The organism is Streptomyces sp. H39-S7 (assembly GCF_027158205.1).
Classification (GTDB): domain Bacteria; phylum Actinomycetota; class Actinomycetes; order Streptomycetales; family Streptomycetaceae; genus Actinacidiphila.
Window position 1 is genome coordinate 169,551 of the sequence record NZ_JAPVLU010000013.1, and the last position, 26,881, is coordinate 196,431.

Genomic DNA, 26,881 nt, shown 5'->3' on the forward strand with positions numbered 1-26,881 from the left:
CGGCGGATGCCCGGTCAGTCCCACCAGAAGGACCACAGCCGCTCGCCGCGCAGCGCCTCCGCGTACTCCGGGAACGGGAAGGTGCCGTCGTTGAGGTGGGAGGCGCCGGTCAGGACGTGTTCGAGCGCGACGCGGGCGGCGTGCTCCGACGTCAGCGGCGGGGAGGCGACGGAGAGGAAGACGGAGGAGCCCTCGAAGCCGATGACACGGGCCCCGAACCGCGTCTCCCAGGTGCGCAGCAGCGCGGAGAACTCCAGCGCGGGCGCGTCGGACTCCCACCCGAGGAGCGCCGGGACATCGGCGCTGCGGCGGGTCGGGACCAGCGCGATGTGGGCGATGAAGCGGGTGGTGAAGTAGTGCAGCATCTGACCCACCGTCTGGCGGGCGACCGCGTCCGGCGGGGGGCCCGGGTGCGTGGGGGAGGCGCAGGCGAGGCCGGGCCAGCGGGTGAACGGCGGGCCGGGATCGTCGAGCAGCAGCGCGGCGTCCGCGGGCCGGATCTCGTCGATCGCGGGATGCGGCGGACGCAGTGAGCGCAAGTCCTGGTAGGACCGCCAGGAATCGGTCATCGTGGCTTCCACGTCCACGCTGTCGATGTCCTCGGCGCGGTGGCCGCGGCCCGTCGCGCAGGGCCAGGCCATGAGGACCGGGCACCAGCCCGTCGCGTCCTGTTGTGCCTGGTAGTGGGCCCAGAGCCGGCCGGGAGCGACGACGGGTTCGTACGAGAGCCACAGCCCGGGGGAGCCACCGGGCAGGAACCGGCCGGGCGGGAGGCCGTCGGGGAGACGGGCCAGGGGCATCGGTGGGCTCCATCTGTGGGGGCGCGAGCTGAGACGGCCGGGGGCCGCCTCCCCCCACAGGAGCGTCCCCGGCCGCCGTCTCTTACAGCGCCGCGGGCGCCGGAAGTGTCACCACCGCGATGGGGCAGGATAGGGCGGGTGTTCGAGGGGGGAGCGAACGGTGGATCTGGGGAGCGCGGTCAGCGCCGCGCAGGAGGGCGACGACGCGGCGTTCCGGGTGCTGTACCGGGCGGTGCAGCCGCAACTGCTGCAGTACGTGCGGACCCTGGTCGGACCGGCGGAGGCCGAGGACGTGGCGTCGGAAGCGTGGCTGCAGATCGCCCGCGACCTGCCGGGTTTCCGCGGCGACGGTGAGGCGGTGCGCGGCTGGGCGGCCCGGATCGCCCGCAACCGGGCGCTGGACCACCTGCGGGCCCGCAGTCGGCGGCCGGTCAGCGGGGCCGGTCTGGAGGTACTGCTGCACATGCCGTCGCCCACGGACACCGCGGGCGAGGCGCTGGACGCGGTGGCCACCGACCGCGCGCTCGCGGCCATCGCGAAGCTGCCGCGCGAACAGGCCGAGGCGGTCCTGCTGCGCGTCGTCATGGGACTGGACGCGAGCAGCGCGGCGCAGGTGCTGGGCAAGCGCGCGGGTTCGGTGCGGATGGCCACCCACCGGGGGCTGCGGCGGCTCGCCGAGCTGCTGGACGACGAGAGCCGCCCCGCGGGTGTGACGTTTTCCGCGGCGAAGACGCTTTGAGGATATGAGATGACGGAGAACCGGCGGTGCGACGGGCATCGTGACGACGACTGGCTCGACGAGGAGGCCGCGGAGCGGCTCCTGCGCGGCGAGTCCGTCCTGTCCGGCGGCGCCGCGGCGGCCCGGCTGGCCCGGCTGCTGGCCGCGGCCGCCCTGCCGGCCGCGGTCGATCAGGAGCGCGAGGAGGCGGCGGCCGCCGCTTTCCGGACGTGCTTCGACGCGGGTCGGAAGGCGTCGGGCCGGAAGGCGGGCGGCTCACCGGCCGGTCCGCGGGAGGCACCCGCGGATGACGCCGATTTCCTGTCGGTGGTCCGGCTGGGCCGGCCCGTCACGCTGCCGGGCCCGGATCTGACGGCCGGGGCCGGGCGGACCGGGAGGGCGGCGGGGGCGCCGAAGTCGCTGAAGGTGTCCGTCGGCGCGCTGGTGGCCGCCATGGCCCTGTGCGCCGCGGCACTCGTCGCGAGCCCCGGCATCGTGCCGACACCGTTCGACGGCCACGACGTCCGGGCCGCGCCCGCGCTCAGCGGGGCCCCGCGCTCCGCCCCGCCGGACGGCTCGGGCACCGCGGGTCCGAAGGGCGGATCCACGCCGCTCACCGGCGGGACGGCCGCCGCACCCCCCGGGAAGGGCGCGCCGTCGCAGCCGGGGCGCGGAGCGACCGCGTCCCCCGGCCGGCCGGCCTCGCCCGCGAGCCCGCCGGCGACGCTGCCGCGGTCCTCCCACCCGCCCGTCCCCCAGAGCACGCGCGGGGACCGCGACCGGCAGAGCGTGGAGTTGTGCCGCGCCTACGTCAAGGCGGGCGGACGCGTGGACGCCGCGTCGTCCGACCGGCTCGCGGTGGCGGCGGGCGGCAAGCGCGACGTACCGCGGTACTGCGCGCGGGTGCTGACCGCCGCGTACCTGTCCGGATCCGGCACGGCCGGAAACGGTGCCGGAGGCAACGGCGCCGGCGGCAGGTCCGGTGGTGCCGGTGGCGGTCACGACCGGGGCGACGGCCGGCACAACTAGGCCACGGTCTAGGCGCCGGCGACCGTATTCGCCGTCCGGAGGGTCTGACCTGCGGGCTCGGCGGCGCCCAGTGACACTTTCCAGCTGGTTGACGCTTTAAGTAATGGGTCGACTGGTCATCGGCCCGGCGGTCCCCGGTGCTCCCCGTGCCGGTGGGTCCGCGCCCAGGGCGCGGCCGGGTGCATTCCCCCAACCCGGCCGCGCCCGCGGAGGCGTTCCGCGGCCGTGGCCGAAAGTGGCGGGTGGCGGTCCGCGACTGCCGGTGGCGGGTCCTGTCGGACGGCCGATAACTCCCGGCCGGATGTCGGTGCCTTGGTGCAGACTCGGTTGGAAGAGCAAAACCGGGGGAGGTACGCCATGTTGGCAGGACTGTACGAGATCGACTGGGCGGCTATGGGGCACGCCTACGGATCGGCGGAGGAGGTCCCCGAACTTCTGCGGGGGCTGGCCTCGGCGGACGCGGGGGAGCGGGAGGCCGCCCTCGACGCGATGTACGGGGCCGTTCATCACCAGGGCGACGTGTACGACTCGACGCTCGCCTGCATTCCCTTCCTCTTCGAGCTGGTGGCGGATCCGTCGGTGCGGGACCGCGGCCGCATCGTCGTGCTGCTGACCAGCATCGGGGGCGGCGACGAGGTCGCCGAGGAGTACCTGGACGAGATCGTGATCGAGGGCGGGGGCCCGGCCGGCGGCTTCGGCGACACGATGGACGCCCTGGACGGGGAGGACATCCTCGGCCTGCTGGACGCCGAGGGTGCCGCCGCAACGGAGGCCGCCGAGGCCGCCGCCTGGCGCGCCAACTACGCGATGGCCGTCATCGCGGTGCGGGCCCAGGCGGAGGTCTTCACCGAGCTCGTCGCGGACCCCGATCCCGAGGTGCGGCGCGCGGTCCCGGTGGCGCTCGGCGCGCTGCACGGCGAGACCGCGCGGACACTCGACGTCCTGCGCGACCGGCTGCCGGTGGAGCGGGACACGGAGACCCGGCTGGCCCTCGTCGAGGCCGTCGGCACCCTCGCGCTGCGACGGGGCGGCCCTGCCGCCGAGGCGGCCGACTGGCTGGTCCGGCTCGCCGGCAGCCGCGCCGACGACCTGGCCGTCCGCGCGTCCGAGGACGCGCCGTCCGCTGCGGACCCCGGTCTGCGGCTGGCCGCGCTCGCCCAACTCGCCCGCTGCGCGCCCGAGCGGCTGCCGGCGGACATCGTGCCGACCGCCATCGCCCTGCTCCGCGCGGTGCGGGGCGAGAAGCCGTGCAACCGGTCCCCGCAGGAGGTGCCCGCCGAGCGCCAGGTGCCCGCCACCTTCATCGGCCGGCTGCGGGAGCTGCGCGAGCAGGCCGAGGCCGGCCGCTCCGCGCCCTGGGCCGCCGACCTGCTGCGCACCCTGCACACCGCGCTCGACGACCGGGTCGAGGACCGTGTCGCGCTCGTCCTCGACCAGTTGCGCAGCCCGGACTGGGGCCGGCGCATCGACGCCGTGTGGATGAGCGGCGGCCTGGTGCGCGGCTGGCGCGGACAGTACGAGGAGCTGGTCGCCCTGCTCGGGCAGCAGCTCGCCGACCCCGAGGGCCGGCTGCGCGACGGCGCCGCCTCCGTGCTGGAGAACCTGTACGGACTGGCCGCGCCCGCCGCCGACGCCCTCGCCGAGGCGGTCGCGGCGGATCCCGGGAGCTGGGTCCGGGAGTGGTCGCAGGGCCGGCCGAGCCTCGGCGGCATGGTCAAGACCCTCGCCCGGCTCGGTGACCCGCGAGCGCTGCCCGCGCTGGCGTCGGCCCTCGACCGGCCCGACATCCCCCAGGACCTGGGGTACGCCATCGAGCACCTGGGCGCGGCGGCGGCCCCGCTGGCCCCGCTGCTGCGCCGAAGACTCGCCGAGGTGACGCTGAACGACGAGGAGGCGTACGACCAGGCGGAGCCGCTGCTCCGGGGGGTGGCCGCGATCGAGGCCTCCGAGGCGTTCCCCGAGGTGCTGCGGATTCTGCGCGGGGCGCCCAAGGCCCGCCGGGACTGGCTGCTGTGCTCGGCGATCCGCGCGCTCGCCCGGTTCGGCCCGGCGGCGAGCGACGCACTGCCCGATCTGCGCGCCCTGGTGGCCGACCCCGGCTCCTGCATCGCGCTGGAAGCCGCGTCCGCCCTCTGGGCGATCGAGCGGAACACCGCGGTCCTGCCGGTGCTGCTCGCGCACCTGGACAGCGACAGCCCGCACACCCGGCGCTCGGCTGCCGAGGCGCTCGGCGAGCTGGGCCCCGCGGCGGCCGGTGCGGTACCGCGGCTGCGGGAGCTGCTCACGGACCCCGCGGTGTGGATGCGGGTGGACGCGGCGGTCGCGCTCTGGCGGGTCGCCGGCGACGCCGGACCGGTGCTGCCCGTCCTGCGGTCCGCCTGGTCGGAGAACGTGCACACCCGCGCGGTCATCGCGGGCTGTCTCGCGGAACTGGGTCCCGCCGCTGCCGCGGCCGCCCCGCTGCTGCGCGACGAGTTGGCGGCCGTCCGCCGGCACAACAACGAGGGCGACCACTACGGCACGCTCGACGTGTGCGCCGACGAACAGCTGCTCCTGGCATGCAGACGGGCCCTGTCCCGGATATCCGGAACAGGGCCCGTCACGAACGGCGGCAACTAGGTCACGGCCTGGCCGGCCATCGGGGTCACCAGTAGACGACGACCTTGTCGCCGGCCTTGACCTGGTTGAAGAGGGAGGCGATGGCGGCCTTGTCGCGCACGTTCACGCAGCCGTGGGAGGCACCGGCGTAACCGCGGGCCGCGAAGTCCGACGAGTAGTGCACGGCCTGGCCGCCACTGAAGAACATCGCGTACGGCATGGACGAGTGGTAGATCGTCGAGACGTGGTCACGGCTCTTGAAGTCCACCTTGAACAGGCCCTCGCGGGTCGGGGTGTACTGGGAACCGAAGCGCACGTCCATCGAGGTCTGCACCTTGCCGTCGATCACCCAGGAGAGCGACCGGCTGGTCTTGCTGATGCAGAGCACCCGGCCGGTCATGCAGCGCGGGTCGAGCTTGGTACTGGCCGGCTGGGTGGTGGGCGGGTACATGGCCGCGTGCGTCGGCTGCTTGGTGACGCTGCGCAGCTTGCTCCAGGTCTGGGCGGAGACGCTGCCGGTCATCGGCAGCTCGTAGCGCTCCTGGAAGTCGTTCACGGCGTTCGCGGTGACCGAGCCGTACGTGCCGGTGGGCGTGCGGCTGAACAGGTTGAGCTGGCCCAGCCGGGCCTGCAGCTCGCGGACCTGCGTGCCGGTGGAGCCCTGCTTCATGACCGCGGGCACGACCGGGGGCTTGGACGTGGTGGCGGAAGCGCTGGGAATGGTGGTGGGCGAAGCCGTGGTCGAACCCGACTCCGAGGGCGAGGGTGAGTCGCTCGGGCTCGCGGAGTCGGTGGGACTCGCGGTGGTCGACGCGGAAGGCGCCGGCTTGGCGTCCGCGGCGGGCTTGTTCTGCGGGCCGCAGCCCACCAGAGCCGCTGCCGCGAGTGCGGCCACCACGATCGCTATCGGAGTTCTCTTCGTACGCAAGACAGTCACCCTTTGCCCCCCAGAATCTGCAGTTACACGCCTAGACACTTCAGCCGCCCATGCAGTTGCACAGATCCCGGGCAAGACTGTTCCGTGACATTCGAGTGACCGGACTGTGAGGAAACTCCGGCCCACCGGAACGCGACAGCAGTGCGGAGGCGTGAACCATGGCGCGCGAGAAGGACACCGCCCGGTCCACCGAGAGTGGACTGCCCATCGAGCCGGTCTACGGACCCGCGGCGCTCGACGGCTGGGATCCGGCGGAGAAGCTCGGCGAGCCGGGCTCGTACCCGTTCACCCGGGGCGTCTACCCGTCGATGTACACCGGCCGCCCCTGGACCATGCGGCAGTACGCCGGCTTCGGCACGGCCGTCGAGTCCAACGCCCGCTACCAGCAGCTGATCGCCAACGGCACGATGGGCCTGTCCGTCGCCTTCGACCTGCCGACCCAGATGGGCCACGACTCGGACGCGCCGATCGCCGGCGGCGAGGTGGGCAAGGTCGGCGTCGCCATCGACTCCGTCGAGGACATGAAGGTGCTCTTCGGCGGCATCCCGCTGGACAAGGTCTCCACGTCCATGACGATCAACGCCCCCGCCGCGCTCCTGCTGCTGATGTACCAGCTCGTCGGCGAGGAGCAGGGCGTCCCGGCCGGCCGGCTCACCGGCACCATCCAGAACGACGTGCTCAAGGAGTACATCGCGCGCGGCACGTACATCTTCCCGCCGAAGCCGTCGCTGCGGCTGATCGCGGACATCTTCAGGTACTGCCGCACCGAGATCCCGAAGTGGAACACGATCTCGATCTCCGGCTACCACATGGCCGAGGCCGGCGCCTCGCCCGCGCAGGAGATCGCCTTCACGCTCGCCGACGGCATCGAGTACGTCCGCACCGCCGTCGCCGCGGGCATGGACGTGGACGACTTCGCGCCCCGCCTCTCCTTCTTCTTCGTCGCGCGCACGACCATCCTCGAAGAGGTCGCGAAGTTCCGCGCCGCCCGCCGGATCTGGGCACGGGTGATGCGGGACGAGTTCGGCGCGAAGGACCCCAGGTCGCAGATGCTGCGCTTCCACACCCAGACCGCCGGTGTGCAGCTCACCGCGCAGCAGCCCGAGGTCAACCTCGTCCGGGTGGCCGTCCAGGGCCTGGCCGCGGTGCTCGGCGGCACGCAGTCGCTGCACACCAACTCCTTCGACGAGGCCATCGCCCTGCCCACCGACAAGTCGGCCCGCCTCGCGCTGCGCACCCAGCAGGTGCTCGCCTACGAGACGGACGTGACCGCGACCGTCGACCCGTTCGCGGGCTCGTACGCGGTCGAGCGGATGACCGACGAGGTCGAGGCCCTCGCGCTGGACCTGATGCGCAGGGTCGAGGACATGGGCGGCGCCGTCAGCGCGATCGAGCACGGCTTCCAGAAGGGCGAGATCGAGCGCAGCGCCTACCGCATCGCCCTGGAGCAGGATGCGGGCGACCGCGTCGTGGTCGGAATGAACCGCTTCCAGCTCGACGAGGAGGACCCGTACGAGCCGCTGCGCGTCGACCCGGCCATCGAGGCCCAGCAGGCCGCGCGGCTGGCGACGCTGCGCTCCACCCGCGACCAGGGCGCGGTCGACGCCGCGCTCGCGGCACTGCGGAAGGCCGCCCGGGGAACGGAGAACGTCCTGTACCCGATGAAGGACGCGCTGCGCGCCCGGGCCACCGTCGGCGAGGTCTGCAACGCGCTGCGTGAGGTGTGGGGGACGTACGTGCCGACCGACGCGTTCTGAGCGCCGGCGGTCGGAGCGCCGCTGATCAGAGCATGTGCAGCTGGGTGACGAGCATGGCCAGAACGATGCACAGCGCCCATCCGGCGATGTGCTCGACGATCTTCTTGCTGTCCTGGGGCCCGCCCGTACCGGTACGCGCCGCTGCGATCTCCGCCATTGCCAGTCCCTGTCGTCCGAGATGAAGAGCCCCCGTAGCTGCTCAGGATGCGGGGGTCTCGCGCCCGATGTACAGGGTCATAATCACCTTTATGGCCGATCGTGACCCAATTCACCGCATGGGCGGTCGGTGAACCGGGCAACATACGCCGGCACGTCGGCCGGATCACGCGTGGCCAGGCCGATGTAGCCGTCGGGCCGGACGAGGAAGAGGCCGTCGCCGTACGCCGCGTGCGCGCCGCTCGCGCCGTGCTCCGGGGTGTCGTCGATCCGGTGCGCGTGCACGAGGTCCGCGGGAATGCCGGGCGGCACGTGCGCGGTCCCGAGGGCGAGCAGCGTGAAGTGCGGGCCGCGGAAGAGGTCGAAGAGCCGGCCGCCGCCGGCCAGCGGCGCGTCGGGGGCCCGGTCGCCGGCGCGCGGCGCCGCGTCGGGCAGCGTCCCGTCGGGCAGCGCGTCGGCCCGGAGTTCGCGGGTGAGCGGGCCGCCGCGGTAGTGCAGCTCCAGGCCGTGGGTGTCGGTGCCGCGCTGCCGGGCGGCGGTGTCGTCGCCGTCGCGGGTCGCGCCGTGCAGCCGGGTGCTGATCCCCAGGACGTCGGCGGCGATCGGCAGCCGTTCCTCCTCGTAGCTGTCGAGGAGCCCGGCGTCCGCACCGTGCCGCAGCACCTGGCCGAGCTTCCACCCCAGGTTGTACGCGTCCTGGACGCTGGTGTTCAGGCCCTGCCCGCCGGCCGGCGAGTGGATGTGCGCGGCGTCGCCGGCGAGGAACACCCGCCCGACGCGGAAGCGGTCGGCCATGGCCGCGCTGGGATGGAAGACGGACGACCAGAGCACCTCGCGGACCTGCTCGCCGCCGATCGGCGTCCGGGCGCCGACGAGCGCCCGGACGCCTTCGACGGAGCCGTCGGGCCCGGTGTCCGTGTACTGGGCCAGCAGCTGGAAGTGGTCGGTGCCGGCCAGCGGGCAGAGCATCACGGTGCCGCCCTCCGCCTTGGGCCAGACGTGCCAGTGGTCGCGGTCGATGCCGCCGAGCAGCAGGTCGGCGATGAGGATCGGGTGCGGGTCGATGGTCTCGCCGGTCATGCCGACGCCGAGCGCCCGGCGGCCGGCGGAGCGTCCGCCGTCGGCGGCGACCAGGTAGCGGGCCCGGACGGTGCCGGCCGTCCCGTCGGGGAAGGAGAGCGCCGCGTCGACGCCGTCGCCGTCCTGGGTGATACCGGTGAGCGTAATTCCGAACTCGACGACGCCGCCGAGTTCCCGCAGCCGTTCGTGGAGGATCTCCTGGGTGCGCCACTGGGTCAGCATCCAGACCTCGCCGTAGGGGGCCCGTGGCGTCGGTGCGAAACGTTCCAGCAGATCCCACTCGCCGAGCCGCCGGTCGTCCTGCCAGCTCATCATCAGCGGGTACGGGCCGCCGAACGCGAGGACGGCGTCGATCACGCCGAGGTCGTCGAGGACTTCCAGGGTGCGCGGCTGCAGGCCCTTGCCGCGCGAGCCCGGGAACAGCCGGTCCGCCTGCTCGACGAGGCGGGCCGATATCCCCCGGCGGGCGAGGTCGACCGCGAGTGCCAGACCGGTGGGACCCGCTCCGGCGATGAGTACGTCCACGTCCCGCACACTGTTGAGTGCCATGCGGAGAGAGCGTACCGACCGCTTTCGAACGCCAAGCCCCCATGATTCATGGGCAGTTGAGGAAACCGTCAAGCTTCGGTCAACGGGTGGGAGCTTTCGGGACCATCGTCAGAAAGCGCTTGAGCCGCGGTGCCAGCGGACGCTCCACCAGGCGGTGCAGAAGCCACGCCAGCACCAGCATCGACCCGGCGGTCAGCGCCAGCACGGCGTAGGGCGACAGATGCAGCCGCTGGTGCAGCTGGAAGATGACGACCCAGCCCAGGTGCTCATGGACCAGGTAGAAGGGATAGGTCAGGATCCCCGCCGTGGTCAGCCACCGCCAGTCGACCGCCGCGACCCGCGGCAGCAGGGTGACCGCCGCCACCGCCGCGAAGCCCAGCGTCACGATGACGATGATCACCGTCTCGGAGCGGTGCTGGAAGACGTGCGCGGCATGCGCGTGCGGTATCAGGCCCTTGACCGCGTAGTGCTGGCCGAAGAGCCAGCCGACCGCGACCACACCCCAGGAGAGCGGGTCGTGGCCGAAGCGGTACACCAGGTAGATCCCGATGCCGCCGATGAAGAACGGCGCGTACTCCGGCATCAGCACGGTCTTGAGGAATGCTCCGCCCGACGCGTCCGCGAGCACCGCGCCCACCGTCCACAGCCCGCAGAACGCCAGCACCCGGCGGCGGGTGGCCCCCGGCAGCACGACCGCCAGCGCGAAGAGCAGGTAGAAGCGCAGCTCCGCCCAGAGCGTCCAGCACACACCGAGCACCCGGTCGGCCCCGACCGGCATCTGCAGCATCGTCATATTGGTGAGCAGATCGCTCGGCGACACCGTCTTCCAGACGACACCGGGCAGTGCGAAGACAGCCGTGACCAGCAGGACGGCCGCCCAGTAGGCCGGGTACAGCCGGGTCGCGCGGGAGACCGCGAAGCTCTTGAGGGTGCGCCCCCAGCCGCTCATGCAGATGACGAACCCGCTGATCACGAAGAAGATCTGGACGCCGAGCGGGCCGTAGACGGCCGCCTTCGACAGCTCGGGGAAGACCAGCGCCGGCGTCTGGCCCCACGCCTTCCAGGCATCACCGCCGCGCCCCGCGTAGTGGTAGAAGCACACCATCAGCGCGGCCACGAGCCGCAGTCCGTCGAGCGCCCGCAGCCGCCCCCGCCGCGGCGCGGCGGCCACCGCGTCCGGTGCCACGCCCGGTTCGGGGTCCTGGGCGGTGACCCGCTGGAGCTGGAGACTCATCCGATGGCAGCCTTCTTCAAGGCGCGTGCGCGGCGGGCGACGCGACGCAGCAGGGGATTGCGGGGCAGGAACGCGAGCTGCGCCGGGACCGCGCCCGGCAGGGCCAGCGAAGCGAGCCGGCGGCGCTTGAAGTACCGCCAGGTCCCGGCGTTCAGATGGTGCGACAGATAGGCGACGGTCTCCTCGCGCAGCTCCGGGTACAACTGGGCCCGCATGCAGAACCCGACGGCGCGCAGCAGCGGCGTGAGGTCCCCGGCGATCCGTTCGGGGGCCGGCGGCGACCAGGTGCGGACGGCTTCGGCGTCCTCGAGATCGGGCAGCAGGGCGTCGACGATGGTGACCGGGACGCGATTGCTGTTCTGGTACGGCGCCAGCCGCTCCAACAGCATCTCCGTACCGGTACGCGCCACCGGAATGCCGTAGAACGCCGAGGCGGTGAGCAGCGCCGTCGAGTAGCAGCCGGCCACCAGCGCCGGACGGGCCCGCTGGTACAGCACCTCGGCGAGCACGGGGGAGTCGAGCACGGTCAGTTCCACCCCGAGCGCGGCCGCCTCCCGCTCCAGCGGCTCCGACCAGTGCGCGGGGGCGATCGGATGCGGCTTGAAGATGATCCGCCGGTGCCCGAGGGCCGCCGCGCCGCGCAGCATCCGCAGGTGCAGCTCCTCCTCCTCGGCGGCCGTGAGGATACCCAGCGCGGACAGGTACTGGCCGAGCAGCAGGGCCGCGTCCTCCGGGAGCCCGGCCGGTTCGGCGCCCTCGTGTCCGTGGCTCGCGTCGGCGAGCTCCGACAGCACCTTGGTGAACTCGGCGGCGGGCACGATCTGCGAGGCGATGCCGTACTCGGTCAGCAGCAGCGGCCGCAGTCCGGTCACCAGGTCGAGGTGGAGCAGCCGGTTGATGCGGGTGGTCACCAGCGGTTCCAGCTTGTCGCGGGTCGGGCCGTACGACATCAGTCCGTCCGCGTACACGTCGATCGTCGCGGCCGGGAAGAGCCTGACCAGGGCGGCGGCGGGCTTGACCTGGATCGACTCGACGATCAGCTCCAGGTCGTCGTCCCCGAGGTCCCACAGCGTCCGCAGGTACCGCTCCCACATCGGAACGTCCTCGGGGCGCGGCGACCAGTCGCCGGGGTGCATGGGCGCGATGGTCTCGTTCCACGACAGGACCCGGTCGAACCTGCCGCGCAGCGCGTCGAAGCCGGGGGCCTCGTCGACGGCGGGCGTGGTCTCGGGAACGGCGGAGTTGTTGCTGACCAGCAGCAGCCGGCGGTCCGCCGGACCGAACAGTCCCGCGTCCAGGGCCGCCGCGATGGTGGCGGCCCCGTACAGCGTCGAGGCGACGTGTATCTGCGTACGTGCGCGGGCCATCAGGCGGCCACCGTCCCGGTCGAGGAGGCGAGCCGCCTTCGCAGGCGGCGCAGCGGGACGCTCCGGTCGACACCCATCGAGTCCAGCGCCTCCCGGAGGATGTCCTGCGGCATCCGCTTCAGAGCGGCGGCGCTCATCGTCTTCAACTGGCGTGCGACCTGCGGTTCGAAGCGTTCGATGGAGTTGAGGTGGTGGGCGATGATCGCGCAGTAGGTCCGTACGGCCTTCGGCAGGAACCGGTCCGCGTCCCGGTCGGCGGCGGTCTCCGCGAGCACCTGGTCGAAGGAGCGGATGAAGTCCAGCTGCCGTACGTCGCCGATCTGGGTGAGCGAGGTGGCGACGCCACGCCGGTAGAAGACCCCGAGCAGGCCCACCACCGCGAAGGACGCCGCCTCCCGGTGCAGCCGCCAGATCCACGGCCGGTCCTCGGCGGTCCGCAGACCGTCGGGGAAGTGCAGCAGTCCCGCGTCGGCGAGCCGGCGGTGGTAGATCCCGGCCCAGGCGAAGGGGTAGTCGACGGAGGTCGGCCGGTCGGCGGGCAGGATCGCCTCGCGCGGGTTCAGCACCACCCCGCGACGGCCGTGCGGCACGTGCGTGATGACCCGGACCCGCTCGGTGCACTGCACATGGTCGGTCCGGACGAAGTCGGTGCCCAGTTCCTCGATGGACGCCAGCAGCTGGGACAGGTAGCCGGGGGCCAGCCAGTCGTCGCCGTCGAGGAAGGTGAGGAACTCGCCGCGGGCCACGTCGATTCCGGTGTTGCGGGCGGTGGCCAGGCCGCCATTGGTCTCGCGCGCCACGAGAACGGAGCCGGGAAGGGTGCGTGTCGCCCGCTCCAGGATTTTCGGTGTGTCATCCGTCGAACGGTCGTCGACCAGGATGAATTCGAAATCCGGACGGGAGTTCGCACGAAGACTTTGGAGCATGTCGGGTGCGAATGCCTGCACGTTGTAAAACGGCACAATGACGGAGAGCTTGACCACCTGCTGAACATTAGGGGCCGACCGGACTCGGCGGCCGACATCGCGCGGACCCTCAGGTGAACGGCGCATGTCGGGACCGTGAAGCGGGCGCCCCAAAAGCCGGGTTGGGCAATTCGCGGCACGCTGTTTACCGTCCGTTGGCTCAACGTTGGATCGCTGCTCGGAACGGATTCCTAGCGTCTGCGTCGTGCAGAAAAGTTCCTCTGATCCGCTGCGGATCACCGTTCTCGCCGATTCGGACACCCGATGGAAATGGGGTGCGCTGACAGCGCGCCGTATTTCGTCCGATGTCCGGCTCGATGCCCGCCTGCTCCGCGGCCGGGCCACTCCGACGAGCCGCCAGCTCGCCGAGAGCGGTATACCCGCGGAGACGATGCGGGAGGTCACCGCCGCCGAGTTCCTGAGCGAGGCGGGCCGCGGCCGGGCTGCCGACGGCGGCTGCGACGTCATCGTGCTCGCCTGCGTCGGCGGCACCGTCCAGGCCATGCTGCACGGCCTGTCCCGCGCCTGGGAGGGCGCCGCCCGCCGCCCGGTGGTCGTCACCGGATACGTCGGCGTGGTCTACGAGAAGCTCGCCGACGGCCTGCTGCTGCGGGCCGGCGCCGATGTGGTGCTGGCCAACAGCGCGCACGACGCCCGGCGCTTCCGCGACACCTACGCGGGTGTCGGCGCGGACACCGCCGGGATCGTCGAGACGGCGCTGCCGTTCCTGGAGGGCGCGCCCTACCGACCGTCGGACGAGCGGCCATTCACCGTCACCTTCGCCGTGCAGCCGTCCGCGCCGGAAGGCCGGGCCGACCGCACGTACCTGGCCCGGCGCGCGGTGGAGCACGCCCGGCGGCACCCGGAGCGCGAGGTCCTGGTCAAGCTGCGCAGCAAGCCCGGCGAGCACACCACGCACATCGAGGAGCACCCGTACCAGAAGCTCGTCGCCAAGCTCGGGCCGCCGGACAACCTGCGGCTGGTCTACGGGCACATGGGCGAGGTGCTGGACAGGACCGACCTCCTGGTGACCGTCAGCTCCACCGCGGCCCTGGAGTCCCTGCACCGCTCCATCCCCACCGCCGTCCTCACCGACCTCGGCATCCGCGAGTCCCTCGGCAACCACCACTTCCTCGGCTCCGGCTGCTTCGCCTCCTGGGACCAGCTCGACGAGGGCCGCGCCCCGCAGGCCGATCCCGTCTGGCTCGCCGCCCAGGGCGTGGCCGCCGCAGCGCCGTTCGAAGCGCTGCGCGAACGCGTCACCGCTCTTGCCGCGGCCGACGAACTGCCGCCGCCCGCGCCGTACTACACCCTGCTCACCGCCCCCGGCTACCTGCCGGGCGTGCTGGCCCGGCACGGTCTCGACGCCAAGGGGGAGCCGCTGCCCGGCGCGGTCGCCGAGCGCGAGCCCAGTGCCCTGCGCCGTGTGCTGCGGGACGCCGCGCGCAACTCCGCGCGTACCGCCTACCGGCAGGGCGTGCAGCGCGTCGCGCCCGTCATCCGCCGCTGGGGCCAGCTGTGACGAACCAACCGACCGGAGCACTCGTGACCACCCCAACACCTGCCCCGACCGCCCGTGTCCTCGCCGTCATCCCCGCCCGGGGCGGCTCCAAGGGCGTGCCGGGCAAGAACCTCACGCCCGTGGGCGGCGTCCCGCTGGTGACCCGGGCGGTCCAGGCATGTCTGGCGGCACGGCTGGTGACCGCGGTGGCCGTGTCCACCGACGACCCCGCCATCGCCGAGGCGGCGCGTGCCGCCGGCGCCGAAGTCGTCCTGCGGCCCGCGGACATCGCGGGCGACACGGCGACCAGCGAGGCCGCGGTCCTGCACGCGATGGACGCCTACGAGGCGATGCGCGGCGGGGTTGGCGGTGCCGGCAGCGGCGGTATTGATGTGGTGCTGCTCGTACAGTGCACCAGCCCCTTCCTCACCGGCGAGGAGGTCGACGGCGTGGCCGCCGCCGTCATCGAGGGCGGCGCCGACACCGCGCACACCGTCGCCCCCTTCCACGGCTTCGTCTGGCGCGACGGCGACGGCGACGACGACGGCGGCGGTCACGGCGTCAACCACGACAAGGCCACCCGCCCGCGCCGCCAGGACCGCCCGCAGGACCTGCTGGAGACCGGCGCCGCCTACGCCATGCGCGCCCCCGGCTTCCGCGCCGCGGGCCACCGGTTCTTCGGCCGCACCGCGCTGGTGCGCACCGATCCGGCCCGCGTCCTGGAGATCGACGAGCCGGACGACCTCGTCCGCGCCCGCGCGCTCGCGCCGCTCCTCGACACCGGCTCCACCCCCACCCTCGACGACATCGACGCGGTGGTACTCGACTTCGACGGCACCCAGACCGACGACACGGTGCTGGTCGACGCGCAAGGACGGGAGACCGTCGCGGTGCACCGCGGCGACGGGCTCGGCATCGCGGCCCTGCGCCGCGCCGGGCTGCCCGTACTGATCCGGTCCTCGGAGACCAACCCGGTCGTCGCGGCACGGGCCAGGAAGCTCCAGGTGCCCGTGCTCCACGGCATCGTCCGCAAGGACCACGCCCTCAAGCAGTGGTGCGAGGAGCAGGGGATCGCCCCCGAGCGGGTGCTGTACGTCGGCAACGACGTGAACGACCTTCCCTGCTTCGCGCTCGCCGGCTGGCCCGTCGCCGTGGCCAACGCCCACGACGTCGTCCGGGCCTCGGCCCGCTCCATCACCTCCACCCCCGGCGGCCGCGGCGCGATCCGCGAGATCGCCGGGTGGATCCTCGGGCCCTCCCTGGCCACCCCTCTCACCGACCCCCCTCTACGCACCCTCGCAGCAGTCCCCACAGCACCTCTTTCTGCAAAGGAACCCTCCCAGTGACCAGCACCCCCTTGACCCCGAAGAACCTGCGCCCGGTCGGCTCCCGCTTCATCGGCACCGGCCAGCCCGTCTACGTCACCGGCGAGATCGGCATCAACCACAACGGTGACCTGGAGAACGCCTTCGCGCTCATCGACGCCGCGGTCGCGGCCGGCTGCGACGCGGTGAAGTTCCAGAAGCGCACCCCGGAGGTCTGCACCCCGCGCGACCAGTGGGAGATCGAGCGCGACACCCCCTGGGGCCGCATGACGTACATCGACTACCGGCACCGCGTCGAGTTCGACGAGAACGACTACAACGCCATCTCCGACTACTGCCGCAAGCGCGGCATCGACTGGTTCGCGTCGCCGTGGGACGTCGAGTCCGTCGCGTTCCTGGAGAAGTTCGACCTCCCGGCCCACAAGGTCGCCTCCGCCTGTCTCACCGACGACGACCTGCTGCGCGCGCTGCGCGCCACCGGCCGGACGATCATCCTCTCCACCGGCATGTCCACCCCGAAGCAGATCCGGCACGCGGTCGAGGTGCTCGGCAGCGACAACATCGTGATGTGCCACGCCACTTCGACGTACCCGGCCAAGCACGAAGAGCTCAACCTCCGCATGATCAACACCCTGCAGGCCGAGTACCCGAACGTGCCCGTCGGCTACTCCGGCCACGAGGTCGGCCTCCAGACGACGCTGGCCGCCGTCGCGCTCGGCGCGGTCTTCATCGAGCGCCACATCACCCTCGACCGCGCCATGTGGGGCTCCGACCAGGCCGCCTCCGTCGAGTCCCAGGGCCTGGAGCGCCTCGTCCGCGACATCCGCATCATCGAGACCTCCCTCGGTGACGGCGTCAAGAAGGTCTACGAGGGCGAGCTCGGCCCGATGAAGAAGCTCCGCCGCGTACCCGGCGTCGTCGCCGAGGCCGAGGCGTCCGACGCGGAACGCGCCACCGCCTCCGTCTGACGCACCGCGCAACCGGGTTCCCAGCAGCAGCCCCCGGCCCGAGGGCACAGCGCACCACGCGACCCAGACGACCCAGGCGAACACGAGGAGTACCGGGATGACCACGCCCGCCACCGGCCGGGGACCGCTCGCACTGGTCGAGTCCCCTGTCCAGCTCCTCAACGTCCTGGAGTGGTCGCACGTACACCCCCCGACCGCGGCCGCCGCGGCGCGTCCCGGGGCGGCTCCGGCCGCCCCGGGCGGCGGCCCGGTCACCGAACCGCTCACCGTCGTGGTGCTCTCGCCCCGCGACCCGATGAGCCGCGGGCAACTGCGCCGGATGGCGGAACTGGCCCGGGACGACGGCGTTTCCGTCCGCTGGTTCGAGGCCCGCTCCAACCGCCTCGGCCTGCTGCGCACCGCCCTGACCCTGGCGCCGCTGCTGCTGCGCGTGCGGCATCTGGTCATCGGCGATCCGTTCTCCCGGCTGGTGCAGGTGCTGCTGCCGCTGTGCCGGGCCCGGGAGATCACCGTCGTGGACGACGGCACCGCCACCATGGAGTTCACCGAGATCCTGGGCAGCGGCGGCCGTCTGGTGCGCTGGCACCGCGCGGGCCGGCGCTCGCCCGTCGACGCGGCCTTCGCCGTCTTCGCCTCGGCCGCCCGCCGCCGGCTGACCCCCGGCCGCCGCCGTACCGTCGAACTCTTCAGCGCGATGCCCGCGACGCCGCCGGCCGGGATGGTGCTGCGCGCCAACCGGTTCGCGTGGACGCGGTCGCGCTTCGGTCCGCCGCGCATCAGCGCCGGTACCGACATCATCGGCACGTCCCTCGTCGAGACCGGAGTCGTCGACCTCGACCGGTACCTCGCGGCCGTCGCCTCCCTCGCCGAGACCCACGGCGCCACCCGCTACTTCGCACACCGCCGCGAGGACACGGCCAAGCTGCACCGGCTCGCCGCCGAGACCGGGCTGGAGATCGTCCGCCCCGACCTGCCGCTGGAACTCGTCGCCCGCCGGGGACCGATCGGCCACACCGTGGTCAGCTTCCCCTCCACGGTCGTCCACACGCTGCCGCTCGCGCTGGCCGGGACGGGGGTGAAGGTCGTCGTCCGCGACATCGAGGACGCCTGGCTCACCCACACCGCCTCCCCGCGCGCGCAGGGCTTCCTCTCCGGCATCACCGGCACGGCCAGAGACCTGCACGGCCTGACCTCGGCGACAGCGACGGTGTGACGCGGGCTTCCACGACGGCGTGATGCCGGTGACGGTGTGACGCGGGCTGCCGCAACGGCGTGATGTCGGCCACAACCCGCTGTCCGCGACGGCGTGGGACGCGCGGCGGCGAGCACCGATCGGCGTCCGGACTTCCACCGCCGCCCGCCCCGCGGAACGCCGAGGTCCCGGCGGTTCCCCCGGTTCGCGGCCGTTCGCGCCCGCCGGCCGCGCGACCCCCGCGGTTCGAGCGGGCCGCGACGCCCGGCCCCTACGCTGCCGGCCGCGGGCCGAACCGTTGCCTCGCGATCGTTGAATCGTTGAGCGAGGATGGGAGGGGCGGTACGGGCCCAACAGGGCGTGTTACCCCCCGGAGGGATTGGGTATGCGCCGATCGGGTGATTTCTTCTCCTCCAACAGGAATGAATTTCTCTCGATCAACGCTGGAGGATCTTCCATGGGCCCTACGCTGTCGGAGGTGAACGACTCACCCGCAGTGCCATGCGGCGCGCTGCCCGCGGGGCTGCGCGCCGAACTGATCGCGTTCCACCAGGACTTCGACCTCCGCCCCGCGACCGGGCGGCAGGATCACGATTCCGCCGCCGAGGCCGTCAGGGCCCGGCTGGAGCAGGACGGACTCCGTCCGTGGACCCTGCCCGGCGGAGCCGGAACCGTCTGCGACATCGGCGCCACCGACCCCGCGCGCCCGCGCCTCGCACTCCACAGCGACATCGGCGCGGTGCTGCTCGGCGCCGGTCTGGCGCTCGCCGCGCTGGACCGCGAGGGCCGGCTGCCGCGCCCGGTGCGGCTGATCCTGCGGCCCGCGGCCACCACCGCCCCGGCCGGAGCGCTCGGCGCCATCGAGGCGCAGGTGCTGGACGGCGTCGACCGGATTCTCGCCGTCCACGGCGACCCGTCCATCGACACCGGACGGATCGGCCTGCGGCAGGGCCCGATCACCGCGGCCCTCGGCCGGCTGGTGCTGAAGCTCGACGGCGCGGGCGGCCACCGCGCCCGCCCGCACCTGACGACCGACCTGGTGATGGCCACCGCCAAGATGGCCACCGAACTGCCGGCCGTACTGGCCCGCAGGATGGACCCGCGCTCCGGCGTCCGGGTCGCCTGGGACCGCGTCGAGGCCGGCCAGGCCTGCAACGTGATCCCGCAGCACGCGGAGCTGGAGGGCACCGTCCGCTTCCTGGACCTGGCGTCCTGGCGCGACGCGCCCGACCTGGTGCACGAGGTCATCGACCAGGTGGCCGGCATGTACCGGGCGAAGTGCGAGATCCAGTACCAGCGCGTCGTCCCCCCGGTCGTCAACGAGATGGAGTCGACGGAGCTGCTGCGGGAGGCGATGACGCGGAGCCGCGGCGCGCACGCCGTCGAGGACACCGGCCAGAGCCTCGGCTGTGAGGACTTCGCCTGGTACCTGGAGCACGTCCCGGGAGCGCTCGCCCGGCTCGGCCTGCGACCCGCCCTCGGGTCACCGCGACACGGCGCCCATCCGGGTGAACCGGCGGGCGCCGAGGACCCGGTCGTGATCGGCGCGGAGCTGCTCACCGGGGCTGCGCTGCTGGTCTGACCGTGGGTGTCAGGGCGCACACGGGTGGTTCACCTGGCCGAAATGCGTCGATCCGATAACAGGTCTTCATTCAGCCTTTACCTGACATCTACGCGCGTTAAGCTCCCGCTTAGCCAGCGCCGGACGGGGCGCTTTCGAATGAAGGGGACCCTCGTGCGCCGGGTTACCAAGATCGTTGCCGCGGGTGTCGTTTCCGCGGCCCTCGCCCTCTCCGCCACCGCGTGTGGCAGCAGCAGCTCCGATGACAGCAAGGACAAAGGCGTAGGCATCGCCTACGACGTCGGCGGCCGAGGCGACCACTCCTTCAACGACTCCGCCGCGAAGGGCCTGGACAAGGCCAAGGCGGACTTCAAGCTCGGCGCCAAGGAGCTGACGGCCAAGAACACCGACACCGAGGCGGACCGCGAGCAGAAGCTCAAGGACCTCGCCGGCGCCGGCTACAACCCGGTCATCGGTGTCGGCTTCGCCTACGCCGACTCGGTGAAGGCCGTCTCGAAGAAGTTCCCGAAGACGACCTTCGCGATCGTCGACTCGGTCGTCGAGGGCGCCAACGTCGACAGCATCACCTTCACGGAGGAGCAGAGCTCCTACCTCGCGGGTGTCGCCGCCGCGCTGAAGACCAAGACCAACAAGATCGGCTTCATCGGCGGCGTGGACATCACGCTGATCAAGAAGTTCGCGGCCGGCTTCCAGCAGGGCGTCAAGGACACGAAGCCGGCCGCCACGGTCGACATCGAGTACATCACCCAGGGCGGTGACCTCTCCGGCTTCGCGAAGCCGGCCGAGGGCAAGGCCAAGGCCAAGGGCATGCTCGACCGCAACATCGACGTGATCTACGCCGCCGCGGGCAGCTCCGGCACCGGTGTCATCGAGGCCGTCGCGGGCAAGCCCGGCGCCTGGGCGATCGGCGTCGACGGCGACCAGTACCAGGACAAGGGCCTGGAGAAGTGGAAGGGGTCGATCCTGACCTCGGTCGTCAAGAACGTCGACGGTTCGGTCTACGACGTCATCAAGAGCGTGAAGGACGGCAAGCCGCTCACCGGCGCCCACACCTACAACCTCGCTGCGGGCGGTGTCGGCCTCGCCACCTCCGGCGGCTTCATCGACGACATCAAGACCCAGCTCGACGCGGCGAAGAAGAAGATCGCCGACGGTTCGGTCACGGTCCGGACGACCCCGACCAGCTGATCATCGACGTGAGGCCCGGCGCGGGAGCGTGACTTTCCCCGCCGGGCCTCGCGGCTGTGCGGCCTCTGGCCGTATGTATCCCGCGACAACTGTGGATCTGGCGCCGCTACGCGCGTAGAGTCCGATCCTCGCGATACGTTCACCCCCATCGCTCCGCTCTGCCCCGCGAGGAGAGTGCGTCATCAACGCGTCCAGCAGTCCCCCCGCCGTCGAACTGCGCGGCATCACCAAACGCTTCCCCGGCGTCGTCGCCAACCGGGACATCGACATCACCGTGCTCCGTGGCACCGTCCATGCTCTGGTCGGCGAGAACGGTGCGGGCAAGTCGACCCTCATGAAGATCCTCTACGGGATGCAGCGCCCCGACGAGGGGACCATCACCCTCGACGGCGAGAAGGCCGACCTGCACACCCCGGCCGATGCCATCCGGCTCGGGATCGGCATGGTGCACCAGCACTTCATGCTGGCCGACAACCTCACCGTGCTGGAGAACATCGTTCTCGGCGCCGAGGGGTTGCACGGCATCGGAGGCAAGGCCCGCGCCAAGATCATCGCGATCTCCGACGCGTACGGCCTCGGCGTCCGCCCCGACCTCCTCGTCGAGGACCTCGGAGTCGCCGACCGCCAGCGCGTGGAGATCCTCAAGGTCCTCTACCGCGGCGCCCGCACCCTGATCCTGGACGAGCCGACCGCGGTCCTCGTGCCGCAGGAGGTCGAGGCGCTCTTCGCCAACCTCCGCGAACTCAAGTCCGAGGGCCTGACGGTCATCTTCATCTCGCACAAGCTGGGCGAGGTGCTCTCGGTCGCCGACGCGATCACGGTCATCCGCCGCGGCACGACGGTCGGCGACGCCGACCCGAAGTCGGTCACCGTCAAGCAGCTCGCGGAGCTCATGGTCGGCAGTGAGCTGCCGTCGCCGGAGACCCGCGAGTCCACGGTCACCACCGAGGTCCTGCTCAAGGTCGAGGGGCTCACGCTCTCCGACGTGGGCCTGGAGCCGCTGTCGGAATCCTCGGCCCTCATCGTCGAGGAGGTCGAGGCACGGGACGCCCGCCTCCTCCTCGACAACATCTCCCTCACCATCCACAAGGGCGAGATCCTCGGCATCGCCGGGGTGGAGGGCAACGGCCAGTCCGAACTGGTCGAGGCCATCATGGGGATGCGGATCCCCGACGCCGGGGTGATCACCCTCGATGGCGCCGACATCACCCTCGCCCCCACCCGCAAGCGGCGCGAGGACGGCATCGGGTACATCCCCGAGGACCGCCACCGGCACGGCCTGCTGCTCGAGGGCACGCTGTGGGAGAACCGCATCCTCGGCCACGTCACCGAGAAGCCCAACAGCCGGGGCGCGCTGCTGGACCTGACCGCGGCCCGCCGTGACACCGAGCGGATCGTCAAGGAGTACGACGTCCGCACGCCCGGCATCGAGGTCACCGCGGCCTCCCTCTCCGGAGGCAACCAGCAGAAGCTGATCGTCGGCCGCGAGATGAGCCACCTGCCCAAGCTGCTGATCGCCGCCCACCCGACCCGCGGTGTGGACGTCGGCGCGCAGGCGCAGATCTGGGACCAGATCCGGCAGGCCCGCCGCGAGGGCCTCGCCGTGCTGCTGATCTCCGCCGACCTGGACGAGCTGATCGGCCTGTCCGACACCCTGCGGGTGATGTACCGCGGCCGCCTGGTCGCGGACGCCGACCCCGCCACCGTCACCCCCGAGGAGCTGGGTTCCGCCATGACCGGCGCCGCTTCCGGCCACCTCGAGCGTACGGACGCCGGAGGAGAGGACCGATGAGAAAGTTCGACAAGGACCGGCTGATCCTCGGCCTGGCCGCTCCTGTACTGGCGATCGTCGCCGCCTTCGTACTCACCGCGCTCGTGCTCCTGGCCACCGGCAAGGAACCGTTCCACGCGTTCAACGTGATGTTCGACCAGGGCCTGACGAGCGACAGCCAGATCTACATCCTCAACAAGGCGACGACGTACTACCTCGCCGGCATCGCGGTGGCCATCGGCTTCCGGATGAACCTGTTCAACATCGGTGTCGACGGCCAGTACCGCCTCGCGGCGTTCTTCGCGGCCGTCGTCGGCGGCGCGGTGAACCTGCCCGCCGCCATCCAGATCCCGCTGATCGTCATCACCGCCATGCTCGTCGGCGCGATGTGGGCGGGGCTCGCGGGTGTGCTCAAGGTGACCCGGGGAGTCAGCGAGGTCATCACCACGATCATGCTGAACGCCATCGCCACCGCGGTGATCGGCTACTTCATGATCCCCGGACGGCTCGCCGAACTGCACGCGGACACCAACTCGGTCTCCACCAAGGAACTCCCCGCCTCGGGCCGCTTCTTCGGCTTCGACATGGGCGCGGACGGCACGGTCTGGGGCTTCATCGTCATCGCCGTCCTGGTCGGCGTCCTCTACTGGTTCGGCCTCTCGCGCACCCGGTTCGGCTTCGACCTGCAGACGGTCGGCCGCTCGGAGTCCGCGGCCGAGGCCAGCGGCGTCAACGTCAAGCGCATGGTCGTCACCAGCATGCTGCTGTCGGGCGCCATCGCCGGCCTGGTCGGCATGCCGGTGCTGCTCAACGACGCGCACCAGTTCAGCACCGAGTTCCCGGTCGGCATCGGTTTCACCGGCATCGCGGTGGCGCTGCTCGGCCGGAACCACCCGATCGGCATCGCGCTGGGCGCGCTGCTCTGGGGCTTCCTCGAGATCGCCTCCAGCAAGCTGGAGTTCGAGGAGTACGACAAGGAAATCGTCGGCGTCATGCAGGGCATCATCGTGCTCTGCGTCGTCATCGCCTACGAGCTGGTCCGCCGCTACGGCATCAAGCGCCAGCAACAGAAGGTCGGCGAGGAACTCGCCGCCCAGGCCCGTACCGACGCCCAGCAGGAGGTGGCAGCGTGAGCGCCACGGCTACCCCCGGCAAGACCGCCAAGAGCCCCGCGGCGAAGATCCGCGCCAAGCTCACCGTCTCCCGCGTGCTGCTGATCGTCGCGGGCGCGCTGATCGCGATCTCCGCCGTGCGCGCCATCACCGGCGCCAACGACATGACGTCCTCCGGGCAGATCTCCGGCGCCCTGATGATGGCCGTGCCGATCGGCCTCGCCGGGCTCGGCGGCCTGTGGTCGGAGCGGGCCGGCGTGGTCAACATCGGCCTTGAGGGCATGATGATGCTCGGCATGTTCTTCGGGGCATGGGCGGGCTGGCAGACCAACCCGTGGCTCGCGGTCGTCGCCGGCATCCTCGGCGGCGCGCTCGGCGGGCTGATCCACGCCGTCGTGACCGTGACCTTCGGCGTCGACCACATCGTCTCCGGTGTGGCGATCAACATCCTGGCGCTGGGCATCACGCAGTACCTCGCCAAGATCTGGTTCAGCATGGGCGAGGCGGCGGGCGAGGGCGGCAGCCCCAAGCAGTCGCCGCCGATGGACGACATCAAGTCGTTCACCGTGCCCGGCCTCTCCGACTGGCTGCACACCCTCGAAGGCCACCACTGGTTCCTGGTCTCGGACCTCGCCGGGATCATCGGCGGCCTGGTCACCGACCTGTCGTCGCTGACCATCCTGGCCGCGCTGCTCTTCGTGGCCACGTTCTTCATCCTGTGGCGGACCGCGTTCGGCCTGCGGCTGCGCTCCTGCGGTGAGAACCCGATCGCCGCCGAGTCGCTGGGCGTCAACGTCTACAAGTACAAGTACCTGGCGGTCATCGCGTCCGGCGGCCTCGCCGGCCTCGGCGGCGCCTTCCTCGCGATCGTCCCCTCGCACATCTACAACGAGGGCCAGACCGGCGGCCGCGGCTACATCGGCCTCGCCGCCATGATCTTCGGTAACTGGCGGCCCGGCGGGCTCGCCATGGGCGCTGGCCTGTTCGGCTACTCCGACAGCCTCCAGCTGCGCAACGGCGGCGAGACCGTCCACGCGCTGCTGCTGGCGCTCGCCGTCGGACTGGTCGCGCTGGCCGCCTGGCGGCTCTACCAGAAGAAGTACGTCCCGGCGGTGATCGGCGCCGCCGTCGCCGTGCTGCTGGTGGTCTGGTACGCGCTGACCGACACCGTGCCCCCCCAGCTCGTCGGGGCCACGCCGTACATCGTCACCCTGCTGGTGCTCGCGCTCGCCTCGCAGCGACTGCGGATGCCGAAGGCCGACGGCCAGCCGTACCGGAAGGGCCAGGGCAAGTGACGGATTCTCCTCCCGAGGGGTTCGACGGCGCCGGCACCGGTGCCGGCTCGAATCCTGTCGACTCCATCGACTGGGAGGGCCTGCGGAAGCAGGCCCGGGACATCATGTCCCGGGCCTACGCCCCGTACTCGCACTTCCCGGTCGGCGCGGCCGCCCTCGTCGACGACGGCCGGGTCGTCGTCGGCTGCAACGTCGAGAACGCGGCGTACGGCGTCGCGCTCTGCGCCGAATGCGGCCTGATCTCCGCGCTGCACGCCTCAGGTGGCGGCAAGCTCACCGCCTTCACCTGCGTGGACCTCCGCGGCAACCTGCTGATGCCGTGCGGGCGGTGCCGCCAGCTGCTCTGGGAGAACGGCGGCCCGGACCTCCTCGTCGACACGGCGCGCGGCGTCGTCCCGATGAGCGCAGTCCTGCCGGACGCCTTCGGCTCCGAAGACCTGAACCGCTAAGGAATAGTTGTTATGGACGTCATTTCCGTCATCCGCACCAAGCGCGACCGCGGCCGTCTCAGCGACGAGCAGATCGACTGGGTCATCGACGCGTACACCCGCGGTGCCGTGGCCGACGAGCAGATGTCCGCCCTCGCCATGGCGATCCTGCTCAACGGCATGGACCGGGCCGAGATCGCCCGCTGGACCGCCGCGATGATCAACTCCGGCGAGCGGATGGACTTCTCCTCCCTCCCGCGCCCCACCTCCGACAAGCACTCCACCGGCGGCGTCGGCGACAAGATCACGCTGCCGCTGGCCCCGCTCGTGGCGGCCTGCGGCGCGGCCGTGCCGCAGCTCTCCGGGCGCGGCCTCGGCCACACCGGCGGCACCCTCGACAAGCTGGAGTCCATCCCGGGCTGGCGTGCCTCGCTCTCCAACGCCGAGATGCTCGACGTGCTGCGCGGCACCGGCGCCGTCATCTGCGCCGCGGGCGACGGTCTCGCCCCCGCGGACAAGAAGCTCTACGCGCTGCGCGACGTCACCGGCACCGTCGAGGCGATCCCGCTCATCGCCTCCTCGATCATGTCGAAGAAGATCGCCGAGGGCACGGGGTCGCTCGTGCTCGACGTGAAGGTCGGCACCGGCGCCTTCATGAAGACGCTGGAGGACGCGCGCGAGCTGGCGTCGACGATGGTCGGCCTCGGTACGGACCACGGGGTCCGGACCGTCGCTCTGTTGACGGACATGTCCACGCCGCTCGGCCTCACGGCCGGTAACGCGCTGGAGGTGCGGGAGTCCGTCGAGGTGCTGGCGGGCGGTGGCCCGGCCGATGTCGTCGAACTGACGCTGGCGCTGGCCCGCGAGATGCTGGACGCGGCGGGTCTCCACGACGCCGACCCCGCGAAGGCCCTCGCGGACGGCTCCGCGATGGACGTCTGGCGCCGCATGATCACCGCCCAGGGCGGCGACCCCGACGCCGCGTTGCCGGTGGCGCGGGAACAGCACGTCGTGAACGCGTCGACGAGCGGCGTGTTGGAGATCCTCGACGCGTACGCCGTCGGCATCGCGGCCTGGCGCCTTGGCGCGGGCCGCGCGCGCAAGGAGGACGTGGTGCAGCTGGGCGCGGGTGTCGAGCTGCACGCCAAGCCGGGCGACTCCGTCGTGGCCGGCCAGCCCCTGATGACGCTGCACACGGACACGCCGGAGAAGTTCGCGTACGCCCTGGAGGCGCTGCACGGCGGCATCCTGGTGGGCCCGCCGGGCGCGTCGTTCGAACCGAAGCCGATTGTTCTGGACCGGATTTCTTGACGGTGCGGGGGTGGGGGC

General features: G+C 72.0%; 22 protein-coding genes. 15 read left to right on the forward strand and 7 right to left on the reverse strand.

All coding sequences use genetic code 11. The annotated features are described in order from the left end of the window. Positions 1 to 14: 14 nt before the first annotated feature. Positions 15 to 800, reverse strand: a complete 786-nt coding sequence (locus tag O3X23_RS15170) for a DUF4253 domain-containing protein (protein WP_269271885.1) — start codon at positions 798 to 800, stop codon at positions 15 to 17. Between the two features lie 160 nt (positions 801 to 960). Here O3X23_RS15170 and O3X23_RS15175 point away from each other — a divergent pair, with 160 nt between their 5' ends. The 3 genes from O3X23_RS15175 (at position 961) to O3X23_RS15185 (ending at position 5,166) form a co-directional block, all read left to right on the forward strand. Continuing rightward, a complete protein-coding gene (locus tag O3X23_RS15175) occupies positions 961 to 1,539 on the forward strand; it encodes an RNA polymerase sigma factor (protein ID WP_269271886.1) in 579 nt (192 codons plus the stop codon). Positions 1,540 to 1,548: 9 nt separating this feature from the next. Continuing rightward, positions 1,549 to 2,547 (forward strand): hypothetical protein, encoded by a 999-nt coding sequence (locus O3X23_RS15180; RefSeq protein WP_269271887.1) that lies wholly within the window; start codon positions 1,549 to 1,551, stop codon positions 2,545 to 2,547. A gap of 357 nt (positions 2,548 to 2,904) precedes the next feature. Next, the gene (locus O3X23_RS15185; RefSeq protein WP_269271888.1) at positions 2,905 to 5,166 is read left to right on the forward strand and encodes a HEAT repeat domain-containing protein; all 2,262 of its coding nucleotides are present in this window, start codon (positions 2,905 to 2,907) and stop codon (positions 5,164 to 5,166) included. A 25-nt stretch (positions 5,167 to 5,191) separates the two neighbouring features. On the opposite strand, the gene O3X23_RS15190 is transcribed toward O3X23_RS15185, so the two are convergent. Further along, positions 5,192 to 6,082: a L,D-transpeptidase family protein gene (locus O3X23_RS15190; RefSeq protein ID WP_443047857.1), complete on the reverse strand. Its 891-nt coding sequence runs from the start codon at positions 6,080 to 6,082 to the stop codon at positions 5,192 to 5,194. Positions 6,083 to 6,240: 158 nt separating this feature from the next. Between O3X23_RS15190 and O3X23_RS15195 the strand changes: the two genes are divergently transcribed. Continuing rightward, positions 6,241 to 7,839 (forward strand): acyl-CoA mutase large subunit family protein, encoded by a 1,599-nt coding sequence (locus tag O3X23_RS15195; RefSeq protein WP_269271890.1) that lies wholly within the window; start codon positions 6,241 to 6,243, stop codon positions 7,837 to 7,839. A gap of 25 nt (positions 7,840 to 7,864) precedes the next feature. On the opposite strand, the gene O3X23_RS15200 is transcribed toward O3X23_RS15195, so the two are convergent. The 5 genes from O3X23_RS15200 to O3X23_RS15220 form a co-directional block, all read right to left on the reverse strand. Further along, the gene (locus O3X23_RS15200) at positions 7,865 to 7,996 is read right to left on the reverse strand and encodes an SCO1431 family membrane protein (RefSeq protein WP_269271891.1); all 132 of its coding nucleotides are present in this window, start codon (positions 7,994 to 7,996) and stop codon (positions 7,865 to 7,867) included. Positions 7,997 to 8,085: 89 nt separating this feature from the next. Next, complete coding sequence (locus tag O3X23_RS15205; RefSeq protein ID WP_269271892.1) at positions 8,086 to 9,624, reverse strand: FAD-dependent monooxygenase; 1,539 nt, start codon at positions 9,622 to 9,624, stop codon at positions 8,086 to 8,088. A gap of 79 nt (positions 9,625 to 9,703) precedes the next feature. Beyond that, positions 9,704 to 10,858: an acyltransferase family protein gene (locus O3X23_RS15210; protein WP_269271893.1), complete on the reverse strand. Its 1,155-nt coding sequence runs from the start codon at positions 10,856 to 10,858 to the stop codon at positions 9,704 to 9,706. Beyond that, a complete protein-coding gene (locus tag O3X23_RS15215) occupies positions 10,855 to 12,225 on the reverse strand; it encodes a polysialyltransferase family glycosyltransferase (RefSeq protein ID WP_269271894.1) in 1,371 nt (456 codons plus the stop codon). The genes O3X23_RS15210 and O3X23_RS15215 overlap by 4 nt, the downstream gene beginning before the upstream one ends. Continuing rightward, positions 12,225 to 13,208 carry a glycosyltransferase family 2 protein gene (locus tag O3X23_RS15220; protein ID WP_269271895.1) on the reverse strand — a complete coding sequence of 328 codons (984 nt, stop codon included), beginning with the start codon at positions 13,206 to 13,208 and terminating at the stop codon, positions 12,225 to 12,227. Before O3X23_RS15220 ends, O3X23_RS15215 begins: the two co-directional genes overlap by 1 nt. A gap of 187 nt (positions 13,209 to 13,395) precedes the next feature. Here O3X23_RS15220 and O3X23_RS15225 point away from each other — a divergent pair, with 187 nt between their 5' ends. The 11 genes from O3X23_RS15225 to O3X23_RS15275 all read left to right on the forward strand — a co-directional run bounded on the left by O3X23_RS15225 (position 13,396) and on the right by O3X23_RS15275 (position 26,863). Continuing rightward, positions 13,396 to 14,712, forward strand: a complete 1,317-nt coding sequence (locus O3X23_RS15225; RefSeq protein WP_269271896.1) for a DUF6716 putative glycosyltransferase — start codon at positions 13,396 to 13,398, stop codon at positions 14,710 to 14,712. A 23-nt stretch (positions 14,713 to 14,735) separates the two neighbouring features. Further along, complete coding sequence (locus O3X23_RS15230; protein WP_269271897.1) at positions 14,736 to 16,037, forward strand: acylneuraminate cytidylyltransferase; 1,302 nt, start codon at positions 14,736 to 14,738, stop codon at positions 16,035 to 16,037. Next, positions 16,034 to 16,984, forward strand: a complete 951-nt coding sequence (locus tag O3X23_RS15235) for an N-acetylneuraminate synthase family protein (RefSeq protein WP_269271898.1) — start codon at positions 16,034 to 16,036, stop codon at positions 16,982 to 16,984. The genes O3X23_RS15230 and O3X23_RS15235 overlap by 4 nt, the downstream gene beginning before the upstream one ends. 97 nt (positions 16,985 to 17,081) lie before the next feature. Continuing rightward, positions 17,082 to 18,197 carry a hypothetical protein gene (locus O3X23_RS15240; RefSeq protein ID WP_269271899.1) on the forward strand — a complete coding sequence of 372 codons (1,116 nt, stop codon included), beginning with the start codon at positions 17,082 to 17,084 and terminating at the stop codon, positions 18,195 to 18,197. Between the two features lie 436 nt (positions 18,198 to 18,633). Then, a complete protein-coding gene (locus O3X23_RS15245; protein ID WP_269271900.1) occupies positions 18,634 to 19,758 on the forward strand; it encodes an amidohydrolase in 1,125 nt (374 codons plus the stop codon). 153 nt (positions 19,759 to 19,911) lie between these two features. Further along, positions 19,912 to 20,946 (forward strand): BMP family lipoprotein, encoded by a 1,035-nt coding sequence (locus O3X23_RS15250; protein ID WP_269271901.1) that lies wholly within the window; start codon positions 19,912 to 19,914, stop codon positions 20,944 to 20,946. 181 nt (positions 20,947 to 21,127) lie between these two features. Continuing rightward, a complete protein-coding gene (locus tag O3X23_RS15255; RefSeq protein WP_269271912.1) occupies positions 21,128 to 22,738 on the forward strand; it encodes an ABC transporter ATP-binding protein in 1,611 nt (536 codons plus the stop codon). Beyond that, complete coding sequence (locus O3X23_RS15260) at positions 22,735 to 23,850, forward strand: ABC transporter permease (RefSeq protein ID WP_269271902.1); 1,116 nt, start codon at positions 22,735 to 22,737, stop codon at positions 23,848 to 23,850. Before O3X23_RS15255 ends, O3X23_RS15260 begins: the two co-directional genes overlap by 4 nt. Next, entirely contained in the window at positions 23,847 to 25,124 is a 1,278-nt protein-coding gene (locus O3X23_RS15265) for an ABC transporter permease (protein WP_443047858.1), read from the forward strand. The genes O3X23_RS15260 and O3X23_RS15265 overlap by 4 nt, the downstream gene beginning before the upstream one ends. Before the next feature lie 65 nt (positions 25,125 to 25,189). After that, positions 25,190 to 25,573 (forward strand): cytidine deaminase, encoded by a 384-nt coding sequence (locus O3X23_RS15270; RefSeq protein ID WP_269271914.1) that lies wholly within the window; start codon positions 25,190 to 25,192, stop codon positions 25,571 to 25,573. 12 nt (positions 25,574 to 25,585) lie between these two features. Next, complete coding sequence (locus O3X23_RS15275) at positions 25,586 to 26,863, forward strand: thymidine phosphorylase (protein ID WP_269271903.1); 1,278 nt, start codon at positions 25,586 to 25,588, stop codon at positions 26,861 to 26,863. The last annotated feature ends 18 nt before the right edge of the window (positions 26,864 to 26,881 follow it).